This is a genomic window from Cellulomonas gelida (assembly GCF_006538725.1).
GTDB classification, from domain to species: domain Bacteria; phylum Actinomycetota; class Actinomycetes; order Actinomycetales; family Cellulomonadaceae; genus Cellulomonas; species Cellulomonas gelida.
The window spans coordinates 15,193-27,032 of sequence record NZ_BJLQ01000029.1 but is presented as its reverse complement, the minus strand read 5'-3'; the positions used below and the strand labels follow the sequence as shown (position 1 = coordinate 27,032).

The window sequence follows — 11,840 nt, the reverse complement described above, 5'->3', positions numbered from 1 at the left end:
TCTGTCAAACAAAGGCGGATGTCCGGTACGTTTTGACCGGGGGCGCGGCTGGATAGCCGCTGCATCGACCGAGGGAGGACGACGTGGCGCAGCAGGCGCGCGCGGTGGCGACCAGGAACGCGATCGTCGCAGCGGCAGCGGCCGAGTTCATCGAGCACGGGTTCGCGGGGGCGAGCATCGCCGACATCGCGGTACGCGCGGGGGCGACCAAGGGCTCGATGTACTTCCACTTCAAGTCGAAGGACCTGCTCGCCCAGGCGGTCATCGAACGCCAGCGCGAGCTGAACGACGAGCTCCAGGAACGGTTCGCCTCGAGCGACCTCTCCGCGCTCGCGATCCTCGTGTCCATGGTCCGCGCGCTCGGCGAGCTCATGCGCGACGACGTCGTGGCGCTCGCCGCGATGCGCCTGGCCGTCGAGGTGCCCGACGACGACGAGGACCGCGGCCCGACGTACGACGCCTGGGCCGGGCCCACGTCCGCTGTGATCAGCCACGCCGTGGCCCAGGGCGACCTGCGCGACACCATCGACCCGGACACCCTCTCCCGGTTCCTGGTCGCCGCGTTCACCGGCATCCAGACGGCCTCGTTCGCGTCCTCACGGCTCGAGGACCTGCTGGACCGGCTGCGGGAGATGTGGACGCTGCTGCTGCCCGGGATCGTCGCGCCGGGCCGCGAGCACGTGATCCCGGACATGCTGCAGCGCGCCTAGACCAGGGCGGTCCGTGCCGGGACCTCGGTGCTGGTGCGCGTGACGGGCGCGAGGGGCTCGGTCACGCACGTGATGACCGCGGCGGGGGAGTCGTCCTGCAGGATCTCGGTGCGTGTCTGCCCCTCGTCGAGCACGGCGCGCACGCCCGCGGAGCCCGTGAGCTCGACGTAGCGCGTGCAGCGCACGTCGATCGACGTGACGGCCTCGGCGGCGGTCAGCAGGTGGTGCGCGGTGATCGCCGCGCGCGCCAGGTGCATCGCGGGCACGTGGTCGACCCCGTGGTCGAACACCATGCGGTCCTGCGCGTCCCAGCCGAGCCACGCCTCGAGACCGTCGGGCGTGGTGCGCACGTCGCCGAGCGCCGCAGGGTCGTGCCGCGGGGCGAGCTCGTGCCACGCCGGCGCGCCGGCGCGCAGCCGGGCGTGCACGCGCGGGTCGACGCACTGCAGATCGCCGGAGGCCTGCGCGACGACGACGCCGTCGATCGTGACGTCCGCGTCGAAGACGTGGCGCACGAGCGTCCCGCGGCGGTGCTCGGCGCCCAGGGTCCGGAACGTGAAGCGCGCGGGGACGATGCCGACGAGTGCGGTCGGGTCGGCCGTCCAGCGCATCGCGACACGCGTGGCGACGAACGCGTGGCCCATGGGCACGCCACCGGCGACGTGGGCGAGTGCGGTGCCCGCCTGCCGGAACGCCTCGAGCCCGAGGAGCACCGCGCTCTGGTGCGCGTAGACGGGGTGCGGCACCCCCAGCGGGAGGCTCACCTCGACGTCCCACGTCGTCTCCGTGTCGAGGGGCGCGTCCGCGTACGGCGCGAGCACGCGGGTGACGAGGACCGCCCACGGGTCGAGCTTGTGGACGTACCGCTGGTCGAAGCTGCTGATCTGCATGGCTGACCTCCGCGTGTGGGGCGCGGGGCGCGCGCCGCGTGCCCAGAACGCTAGCTGCGGGAACAGGTCATAACAAGGCGGCCGGTCGGTTTACTACCTCGGACTTCCCTCGTGCGCGCGGACTCTTGACGTCCGGGTAGGAAGTGGTTCATTCTCGACAAAGCCGGACGTTCGGTTTGTTTAGCGCACGACGAGGTGCCGACACACGCCCAGAGAAAGGCGCCTGGCATGAGTGACGAGACCCCCGAGCGGTGCTTGCGCACGATGGTCCGACGACAGGCGGCGGGCGTCCCGCCCTCCGCGGTCACGCGGTGGCGACCGTGAGCGCGCGCGCGGCGGGGCGCGCCGGCGTGCGCCTGCGGCGGGGGACCCGCGCGCGGCCCCTCGACGGGCGGGGGATCGCGATCAGCGCGGGCGCGCACGCCGTGATCGTCGACGACGCCGGGGCGCAGGCGTTGTGGACGACGATCGAGCCGGTCCTGCGGGCGGGCGTCGAGCCCGACCGGCTGCTCGCCACGGTCCCGGACGGCGGCCGCGAGGTGGTCTCGGGCATCCTCGCGCAGCTCGACGCGCACCACCTGCTGCGCGAGGTCGAGCCCGCGGCCGACGAGGTCGCGGCGTTCGCGCACCTCGAGACGGTGACGCGCCGGCCCGCCGCCGCCGCGAGGCTCGTCGCGTCGACGACGCTGCGCGTGACGGGCGACGGTCCCGTGGCCCACGCGGTGGGCGCGCACCTCGCGGCGGCGGGGTACGCGCGCGTGCTGGGGCAGCCCACGACGTCGAACCCGGCGGCCGCGCACGCCCCGAACGTGCTGGCGCGCGTCGAGCGGCTCGGCGCCGGCGACGCGTGGCACGGGGTCGCGTTCGCGCTCGGGGACTCGCGCACGCTCGTCGTCGGGCCGGGGAACCGCGACGCCGACGCGTGCCTCGAGGTCGCGGCGCTCGCGCGCCTCGCACGGCTCGGGGCCCCGGAGGAGCCCGCCGCGCCCGAGTCGCTGCCGGCAGCGCTCGTCGGCGCGCAGCTCGCGCTCGCGGTGCTCGCATCGACCGCCCGGGCCTGCGACGGCACCGCGCCGGGGCGATGGCCCGAGTACCTCGTCACGAGCGACGGGCTCGTCAGCGAGCCCCGCACGCACGTCGCGCTGCCGAGGCTCGTGCACGAGGGTCGGGCGCTCGACGTCGACGCCTGGACGTCGGGCGCGGCGCACGACGAGCACGGCGACGCCGCCGCGCTGCGTCGCCTCGAACCCGTGTGGGACCCGGTCCTGGGCCTCGTCGGCGAGCCGATGTCGCTCGACCTGCCGCAGCTGCCCGTGGGCCTGGCCGCGCTCGTGGACGACGACGGCCGCACCCTCGGCGGTGTCGGGACCACGACCGCCGCGGCCCGCCTCGACGCGGCCCTCGACGCGCTGCGCCTGCCCGCCGACGGACCCGTCGGTCACCTCGCGGGCAGCCTGGGGCTCGGCGTCTCGGCCTCCGCGGCGCGCGTGGACGCGGTCGCACGGCTCGTCGAACGGTCCGACCTGGGCTGGCGCCCCGTCTGGCGCGACCTCGCGAGCATGCGGCCCGACGTGCGCCGGCTGCACGTCGCCCTCACGCGGCACCTCGCGCGACCCGTCACGGTCTCGCTGCACGCCTCGGAGGTGGGGCTGCACCGCGTCGACGTCCGGGACCTCGACGGCGACCTCCTCGGGCGCGCGGTCGCGGCCGACGAGAGCGCCGCCACCCACGGCGCGCTGCTGCGGGCCGTCGGGCTCACGCAGTGGCAGGAGTCCGGAGCGGGCCTCGTCCCGGCGGAGCCCGCGATCGACGTGCTCGACACGCGCTCACCCGACGTGCGGCGCCAGGTGGACCGGTGGGCGCGCGCCGCGGTCGCGACCGGTGCGCTGCACCTCGTCGAGCCGGAGCGGGCGGGCGACTGGGCGACGGTCGGGGTGCACGCGGTGGTGGCGTCATGGACGTGACGCACGACCTCGCCGACGCGGTGGCCCTCGCGCTGACCCGCGGCCGCGCGCGCCTGTCGGCCGGGACCAGCTCGCTCGCCGTGGGCGTGCACGGCAGCCACGTGCTCGTCGGCCCGCTCGTCGCGCCGGACGGGCACGGCGGGTGCGCCGACTGCGCGCTCGCGTGGTGGTCCGACGTGTCCCCGCACACCGCGGGCGGCCCGCCCGCCGACGTCGGGCTCGACTGGTCGCCCGTGGTGCGCGCGATGGTCGCGCGCGTGCTCGCGGACGCTCCCGCGCTGTGGCGGCGTGCGGTGCTCGTGCTCGACCGCGACACCGGGCGCCTGTCGACCCACCGGTTCCTCGTGCACCCGGCGTGCGTCGCGTGCGCGAACCCCGCGCAGCCGCCCGAGCCGCTGGACCTGAGCACGCCGCAGCCCGCGCTCGCGGGCCCGCTGCGCACACGCTCGTTCGACCGTGAGGCGCTGCGCGAGCACCTGCTCGACCCGCGGTTCGGGCCGGTCGCGCACGTGTCGCACGACGAGGAGTCGCCGCTCGCCGTGGCGCACGCGCAGACCGCGGTGCCCGGCCGGTCACGCCGGGAGGGCGGGCAGGGGATCGCCGCGTCGTACGCCGACAGCGAGGTCCCCGCGATGCTCGAGGGCGTCGAACGGGCGCTCGGCGGGTACCGACGGCCCGCGGTGCCGGTCGTCGTCGCGTCGTGGCGCGAGGTCGCGCACCTCGCGGTCGACCCGCGCGCGCTCGGCGAGCACGAGCCCGCGCCCGGGGGGTAGGGCGCGGCGCTGGAGAGGTTCGAGACGAGCAGCACGACGAGCTGGGTCTGGGCGCGCTCGACGCGTGAGGACCGCGCCGTGCTGGTCCCCGAGCACGTCGCGTACTGGCACGAGCGCGGCGTCGGCTCGCGGTTCGTCGCGGAGTCGTCGAACGGGTGCGCGGTGGGCGGCACGCGCGAGGAGGCCGTGCTGCACGGCCTGCTGGAGGTCGTCGAGCGTGACGCGTTCCTGCTCGCCTGGTACGCCAGGGCGCGGCTCGTCGAGGTGCAGCTCGCCGACGACGGCGACCTCGCCCCGCAACGGGAGCTGCTGGACGAGCTCGGGCTGCACCTGCGGGTGCTCGACCTGACCTCCGACTTCCGGGTCCCCGTCGCGCTCGCGGTCGTCACCGCGTCCGAGGCCGACGTGCGCGCCGGACGCGCGCCCGCGCTGTCGCTCGCCACGGGCGCGGCCGCGAACCCGCGCACCGCGATCCGGGAGGCGGTCGCGCGGTGCGTGACGAAGGCGGTGATGCACGCGACCTGGGTGCGCCGGCGCCAGTCGCTGCCCGCCGAGCGGTGCCGCCCGCTGCTCGACGACTTCGACCTCGTGCACACGGTGCGGGACCGCGCCGGCCTGTACGGGCTGTGGGAGTCGCGCCACCTGTGGCAGTTCCTCGCGCACCCCGTCGGCCTGGTCACCGAGGCCGCGCTGTGCGCACGTCCGCGCCTGCCGACCGGCGACGTCGCGCTCGCGCTGCGGCTCCTGCTCGAGCGCACCCACGCGCTCGGGATGGACGCCGTGGTCGTCGACCAGAGCGCACCCGAGCTCGTCGACGCGCTGGGCGTGCACGCGGTCAAGGTGCTCGTGCCCGGCACCGTCCCGCTGACGTTCGGTCACCGGCAACGGCGCACGGTGGGCATCCCGCGCCTCGCGCGCGGCGCATCGATCCTGGAAGGAGCCCTGCCGTGGGACGACGACCCCCGCCCCAACCCCGTGCCGCACCCGTTCCCGTGAGGGGACCGGGCGCGGCCGACCAGCTCGTGCGCTCGCTCGTCGCAGGGGGGCGAGCGAGCGCATGGACCTTCCGCACCGCCACGGGACGCGCCGGCGGCCCAGGGCGCGGGCGCGGATGACGACGACGATCGTCCCCGCGACCGTGACCCCGGACGACGACCGCGCGCGGGCGGCCGGTGCGCTCTACCGTGCGCTGCACGCCGCACCGGAGCTGTCGGGGCGCGAGCGCGAGACGGCGGCGATGTGCGCGGCCGAGCTGCGTGCCGCGGGGGCGCACGTGCTCGAGCGGGTCGGCGGCCACGGCGTCGTGGGGGTGCTGCGCAACGGCGACGGCCCGGTCGTCGCGCTGCGGGCCGAGCTCGACGCGCTCGCCGTCGCCGAGGCGACCGGCCTGCCGTACGCGTCGAACCGGCGCACCACGCTCGGCGGGCGGCAGGTCGGCGTGTCGCACGCGTGCGGTCACGACGTCCACCTCGCGGCGGTGCTCACGGCCGTGCACCAGCTCGCCGAGTCGCGCCGTGCCTGGCAGGGCACGGTCGTCGCGGTCCTGCAGCCCGCCGCGGAGACCGGCCACGGCGCCGCCGCCATGCTCGCCGACGGCCTGGCCGACCGCGTGCCCGCGCCGGACGTGCTGCTCGCGCAGCACGTGAGCCCCGACCCGCTGGGCGCGGTGACGATCGGTGCGGCCGCGATGCTCTCGTCGTCGATCGCGCTCGAGGTGACGCTGCACGGCACGGGCGGTCACGTCGCGTTCCCGGGCGGCTCGGTCGACACGGTCGCGGTGCTGCTCGACGTGCTCGCGGCGGCCGGCGACCTCGCGGGCGAGGCGGGGGTCGAGCTCACGGTCAGCGCGGTGCACGGCGGCGCCTCGCACAACACCCTGCCGCACGTCGTGCACGCCGAGCTCGCGCTGCGTGGCGCCGACGCGCGCGTGCTCGACGTGATCGCCGACGAGGTCTGCGCGCTCGCGCGGCACGTCGCCGACCGCTCGGGGTGCCCGCGGCCCGCGGACGTCGAGCGCATCGCGTCGTTCGGTGACGTGCGCAACGACGCCGACGCGGCGCGGCGCGTGCACCGTGCGCTCGTCGGACGGCGGATGCCCACCTACCCGCTGACCGCTCCCTCGCCGGCGAGCGACGACGTGGGCGCGCTCGCGCACGGGCTGGGCTGCCCGCTCGTGTACTGGTTCCTGGGCTCGACCGACCCGCACGTGCTCGAGGCCGCGGCGGGGACGCGGTCGGCCTCGGGGATGCCCTCCTCCGGGCCTCCCACGAACCACGCCCCCGACTTCGCGCCGCACCCCGACACCGTGGTGCACGCCGCGCGGACGCTCCTGGTCGCCGCCGGGGCCTGGCTCACCTGACGTCGGACCGAGGCGTCGCGCGGATCGCGGACGCACCCGGCACGCCCCGCCCGGCGGCGGCTAGCGTGTGCGGGTGACGGTTCGGCGACGCGGGCGGCACGTAGCGGAACCCAGTGGCGCCAGGTACGCCATCGCGTTCCTCGACGTGGACGAGACCCTTCTGACGATCAACTCGATGAGCAGCTTCCTCGTCGCGCACCAGCGCGCCCGGGGGCGCACCCCGGAGCAGGTCTCCGCGCTCCTGCGCGAGCTGCACGCACTCGACGTGGGCGGCGACCGGGACGCGGTGAGCCGCGCCTACTACGCGACGTTCGCGGGCGAGCGCGCCGACGAGCTGGCCGCGCTCGGCGAGCGCTGGTTCGCGGACCTGTCCCTCGACGTGTTCCACGCCGGCGTCGCCGACGAGGTCACCGCCCTGCGCGACGCCGGCACCTACGTCGTGCTGGTGTCCGGCGCGCCGCCCGCGACGGTCGCGCCCGTGGCCCGGGCCCTCGGCGCGGACGCGTGGTTCGCCACCGTGCAGGAGGACGTGGCCGGTGTGCTGACCGGGGTCGCGACCGACGCCGTGATCGGTGCGCGCAAGGCGTTCGTCGTCGGGCAGGTGACGCGTGAGCGCGGCGTCGCGGCCGACGAGTGCGTCGCGTACGGCGATCACGCGAGCGACCTGCCGATGCTCGAGTCGGTCGGCGCGGGCGTCGTCGTCGGCGAGGACCCGGTGCTGACCGCCGCATCATCTCGGCACGGGTGGCGCACCATCCCGGCAGAGCCCTCCGTCCCGGCACAGTCCTCCGTCCCGGCACAGTCCTCCGTCCTGGGTGGGCCCGTCGACCGGTAGCCGTCCGGACCCGCCACCGTCGGTCAGTCGGCGAGGGTCGTGTCGGTGGTGAGCTCGACGGTCGCCCAGACGTCGAGCGGCAGCGCCCCGAGTCGGGTCAGGAGCGCGCGGCGGACGGCGTCCTCGTCGTCGACCTCCCAGCGGTGCTCCGGGACGAGGAACGTGACCTCGACGTACATGCGGCGGCCCAGCTTCGTCGCGCGGACGGCGGGCTCGGGCAGGTCGAACGCGGTCCTCGTGCGTGCGACGGCGTCGTCGAGCGCGGTGGCCAGGGCTCCGCTCGGAGCGCCCTCCAGGAGCTCGTGCATGCCGTCGCGCACGAGGCGGATCGGCAGGTGGACGACGAGCGCCACGGCCACGAGCACGAGCGCGGGGTCGACGTACACGGCGACGTCGTCCTGGCCGGCGCTGCGCAGCACCGCAGCGACGACGCCACCGACGGCGACGACGAGGCTCAGCACCGCGCCCGAGCGCCACGCGACGACCTCCGCGCCCGCGAGCTCGGAGCCCGGCGCGGTGCGTGCGACCACGGTCGCGACGAGCCACGACGCGCCGGCGGAGGCGACGCCGTACACGATCAGGACCGTCGCGGACACGGGCGAGCCGCCGGCGACGATCGTCGCGATCGCGCTGACCACGCCGTACAGCAGCGCCCCCAGCAGGGCCGCGCCCTGCACCGCGACGGCGAGCGGCGTGGCGGCCGAGCGCCCGAACGGGAAGCGCGGCGACGGCGGCGCGGAGGCGGCGCGTGACGCGAGCAGCGAGACGGCCACGAGGGCGATCCCCGCGAGCATGTAGATCCCGTCGAACACGAGCACGTCCGCCTGCGCGAGCACGCCCCAGGCCGCCGCCGCGAGGCCGATGAGGCCGGACGCGACGATCGAGACCACGAGCGCACGGGTCTCACGCCGCGCCTCGTCGGACGGGTCGCGCACGCCGCCCCCGCTCACGGCCAACCCCCGCTCACGGCCAACCCCCGCTCACGGCCCACCCACCGTCACGGTGACCACAAGACCGGGATCAGCGCGATCGCCACCGCGAACCACGCGACGGTCACGGCGATCCCGAGCTTCCAGTAGTCGCCGAACCGGTACCCACCCGGGCCCATGACGATCATGTTCGCGGGCGTCGCGATGGGCGTCAGGAACGAGGCGGCGCCGGCGACGGCGACGAGCATGAGCACGGGTGCAGGCGCGACGCCGGCGTCCGCCGCGGCGGACAGGGCGATCGGCGTGACGACCAGGACCGTCGCGGTGTTGCTGACCACCTGCCCGAGGACGAGGGTCAGCGCGAACAGCGCGGCGAGCAGCAGGTGCGGTCCGCCCCCCGCCACCAGGTCCACGAGGCGACCCGCGATCAGGTCGGCCGCGCCACTCGAGGAGATCGCGGCCGACAGCGGGATGAGTCCGCCGATCAGGACGAGCGCCTGCCACGAGACGGACCGGTACGCCTGCTGCGGCGTCACGACGCCGAGCAGCACCATCCCCACCGCGCCGACGAGCCCCGCGATCGCCGGGATCGTGACGCCTGTGGCGAGCAGCGCCACCGTCACGACCATGATCGCCAGCGCGCGCCACGCGGCGGGACCGAGCGGGGCGTTCTGGCGCCGGACCGCAGCAGGGTCGTTCACGACGAGCACGTCGTCGTCCCGCTCGAGCTGTTCGACCTGCGGCCACGGGCCGTGCAGCAGGAGCAGGTCGCCCTCGGCGGCGATCGTGGTCTGGGGACCGCGGTCCTTGCCCAGCCGGCGGACCGCGAGCACCGTGAGCCCCGAGCGGACCTGGCCCGGGAAGACCCGCTGCCCGATCAGGTCCGAGCGCGGCGCGACGACCACCTCGGCGATGCCGGCCTCGCGGCTCAGCAACGCCTCGCGGGTCTCGTGCGTCAGCGGGGTGGCGACGACCTCGACGTCCGAGCCCGAGACGAGACGCGCCACCTGGGACGACGTGCCGCTGACGACCACGACGTCGTCCGCGCGCACGTCTTCGCCGACATGGCCCGGGACACCGTCGGCGTGCTGCACGCCCACGACGAGCACACCCTCGGGGACCGGCACCTCGTCGGGCGCGGCGCCGACCAGCGGCGAGGTCGCACGGACCCGTACGCGTGTGAAGCCCTCGTCGAGCCGGTAGTGCTCGAGCATCGCGGTGACGTGGTCCGAAAGGTCCGCGGGCAGCTCGTGGGCGTCACGGATCGGCAGCAGACGCGGGCCGAGCAGCAGGACCACGCCGATCGTCACGAGCACGAGCGGCACGCCCACGAGCCCGAACTCGAAGAACCCGAACCCCTGTCCGGTCGCGTCCGCGAGCGCGTCGGAGACGATGACGTTCACGGGGCTGCCCGAGAGCATGAGCAGACCGCCCGCGCTCGCGGCGAACGCGAGGGGCATGAGCAGCGAGGACGGGGACCGGTCGGAGCGCCGCGCGGCGAGCACCGCGACCGGCAGCAGTGCGGCGGCCGACCCGTTCGGCGTCACGAATGCGGTCAGCACCGCCGCCAGCGCCATCACGGCGATCGTCAGGCGACCGCGTCCCGTGCCCGCACGCGCGACGATCGCGCGCCCCGCCCACGCGGTGACGCCCGACGACTCGAGCCCGCCGGCCAGGATGAACAGGCACGCGATGAAGATGATGATCGGGTCGCCGAACCCCGCGACGACCGTGCCCGCGTCGACCAGCCCGGTGACGAGCAGCGCCAGCGAGCACAGCACCGCGACCGCGCCCACGGACAGCCGGTTCCAGACGAAGAGCGCGACCGTCGCACCCAGCACGATCAGGCTCAGCGTCGCATCGTCCACGTCGTCCTCCGGGGGCCGCGCGGACCGGCGCTCGACCGGCCCACGGACGCAGTCTGCCGCGTCGCGGGCGGTCAGGTCGGACAATGCGGGCGAACACGCCTCTGTCCGACATGGTGTGACATGCGCCAGGCCGCTACCTTCCGACTATGAGCAGCCAGCCGCTGGGTGACGACGCCATCGCGGCTGCGGCCGCGCACCTGCTTCCGCGTGCGGTGGACGACGTGGTGCGCCTGTCGCGCATCGAGTCCGTCGCCGCGCCCGGCTCGCCGCCGGGGCCGCTGCTGGAGGCGCACGACGAGGTCGTCGCGCTCCTGCGGCGGGCGGGAGTCACGCAGATCGACCAGATCATGCTCGACGGCATGACGGCACCGACGATCGTGGCCGACGTCGCCGGCCCACCGGGAGCCCCGACCGTGCTGATGTACACGCACTACGACGTGGTCCCCGCGGGCGACGACGCGCTGTGGACCAGCCCGCCCTACGAGCCGGTGGTCACCGAGGACCGTGTCGTCGGTCGCGGCGTCGCGGACTCCAAGGCGAACATCGCCGCGATGATCGGCGCGCTCGAGGTGTACGGCGCGCAGCCGCCGGTGAACCTGCGATTCGTGCTCGAGGGTCACGAGGAGTTCGGCAGCGTCTTCGAGGAGCACCCGCCGGCCTCGCCCGAGACGTACGCCGCGGACGCGATCGTCATCGCCGACGTCGGCAACGTCCGGCCCGGCCAGCCCACGCTCACCATCGGCCTGCGCGGGTCGGTGACCGTCACCGTCGAGGCGCGGACCCTCGGCTCGGACAAGCACTCCGGCCAGTTCGGCGGCGCGGCACCCGACGCGCGCACGGCGCTCGTCCGGGCGCTCGCGGCGCTGCACGACGACCGCGGCGACCTGGTCGTCCCCGGGCTGCGCCGCGAGCCGTGGACCGGTTCGACGTACACCGACGACGAGTTCCGCGAGCTCGGCGAGGTCCTCGACGGCGTCCCGCTCGTCGGCACCGGCGACCTGGGCTCGCGCATCTGGTCCGGGCCGGCCGTGACGATCATCGGCTTCGACGCCCCGCCCACCACGTCGCCGCTCAACGCGGTCGCGTCGTCGGCCAAGGCCGTGCTCAACCTGCGCGTGCACCCCGCCCAGCCGGCCAAGGAGGCCGGGGAGGCGCTCGCGACCTTCCTGCGCGGGATCAAGCCGTTCGGCATCGAGCTCGACGTGCAGGTGGGTGAGGCCGGCAACGGGATCCTCGCGGAGACCGGCGGCCCCGCGTTCCGCGCAGCGGAGCAGGCGCTGCGCCTCGCGTGGGGTGCCGAGCCCGGGACCATGGCGCTCGGCGGCTCGATCCCGATCGTCATGTCCTTCCACGAGGCCCAGCCCGCCGCCGAGAAGATCCTGTTCGGCGCGAGCGACGGGTACTGCAACATGCACGGCCCCAACGAACGGCTGCTCATCGACGAGCTGCAGCGCACGATCGTCGCGATGGCGACGTTCTGGCGCGAGCTCGCGGCGACGAAGGAGAGCTGAG

10 protein-coding genes are annotated in these 11,840 nt (G+C 75.5%); 7 read left to right on the top strand and 3 right to left on the bottom strand.

The features are described 5' to 3' along the window. Positions 1-83 precede the first annotated feature (83 nt). On the top strand, positions 84-710 hold the full coding sequence (locus tag CGE01nite_RS12440; protein ID WP_048343682.1) for a ScbR family autoregulator-binding transcription factor: 627 nt from the start codon (positions 84-86) through the stop codon (positions 708-710). On the opposite strand, the gene CGE01nite_RS12435 is transcribed toward CGE01nite_RS12440, so the two are convergent. Beyond that, the gene (locus CGE01nite_RS12435) at positions 707-1,600 is read right to left on the bottom strand and encodes an AfsA-related hotdog domain-containing protein (RefSeq protein ID WP_048343681.1); all 894 of its coding nucleotides are present in this window, start codon (positions 1,598-1,600) and stop codon (positions 707-709) included. The genes CGE01nite_RS12440 and CGE01nite_RS12435 overlap by 4 nt on opposite strands. 320 nt (positions 1,601-1,920) lie before the next feature. Between CGE01nite_RS12435 and CGE01nite_RS12430 the strand changes: the two genes are divergently transcribed. The 5 genes from CGE01nite_RS12430 to CGE01nite_RS12410 all read left to right on the top strand — a co-directional run bounded on the left by CGE01nite_RS12430 (position 1,921) and on the right by CGE01nite_RS12410 (position 7,531). Beyond that, positions 1,921-3,564, top strand: coding sequence for a hypothetical protein (locus tag CGE01nite_RS12430; protein ID WP_170210967.1), 1,644 nt, complete (start codon positions 1,921-1,923; stop codon positions 3,562-3,564). Next, complete coding sequence (locus tag CGE01nite_RS12425) at positions 3,555-4,337, top strand: TOMM precursor leader peptide-binding protein (RefSeq protein WP_141371257.1); 783 nt, start codon at positions 3,555-3,557, stop codon at positions 4,335-4,337. Before CGE01nite_RS12430 ends, CGE01nite_RS12425 begins: the two co-directional genes overlap by 10 nt. 9 nt (positions 4,338-4,346) lie before the next feature. Continuing rightward, a complete protein-coding gene (locus CGE01nite_RS12420; RefSeq protein ID WP_141371256.1) occupies positions 4,347-5,333 on the top strand; it encodes a YcaO-like family protein in 987 nt (328 codons plus the stop codon). 115 nt (positions 5,334-5,448) lie between these two features. Beyond that, complete coding sequence (locus CGE01nite_RS12415; RefSeq protein WP_170210966.1) at positions 5,449-6,696, top strand: M20/M25/M40 family metallo-hydrolase; 1,248 nt, start codon at positions 5,449-5,451, stop codon at positions 6,694-6,696. A gap of 67 nt (positions 6,697-6,763) precedes the next feature. Next, positions 6,764-7,531 carry an HAD family hydrolase gene (locus tag CGE01nite_RS12410; protein WP_307722645.1) on the top strand — a complete coding sequence of 256 codons (768 nt, stop codon included), beginning with the start codon at positions 6,764-6,766 and terminating at the stop codon, positions 7,529-7,531. Between the two features lie 23 nt (positions 7,532-7,554). On the opposite strand, the gene CGE01nite_RS12405 is transcribed toward CGE01nite_RS12410, so the two are convergent. After that, the gene (locus CGE01nite_RS12405; protein WP_170210965.1) at positions 7,555-8,466 is read right to left on the bottom strand and encodes a cation efflux transmembrane domain-containing protein; all 912 of its coding nucleotides are present in this window, start codon (positions 8,464-8,466) and stop codon (positions 7,555-7,557) included. A 62-nt stretch (positions 8,467-8,528) separates the two neighbouring features. Continuing rightward, entirely contained in the window at positions 8,529-10,328 is a 1,800-nt protein-coding gene (locus tag CGE01nite_RS12400; protein ID WP_141371252.1) for an SLC13 family permease, read from the bottom strand. Positions 10,329-10,474: 146 nt separating this feature from the next. On the opposite strand from CGE01nite_RS12400, the gene CGE01nite_RS12395 reads away from it, so the two are divergent. Next, complete coding sequence (locus CGE01nite_RS12395) at positions 10,475-11,839, top strand: M20/M25/M40 family metallo-hydrolase (RefSeq protein ID WP_082156271.1); 1,365 nt, start codon at positions 10,475-10,477, stop codon at positions 11,837-11,839. Position 11,840 lies beyond the last annotated feature (1 nt).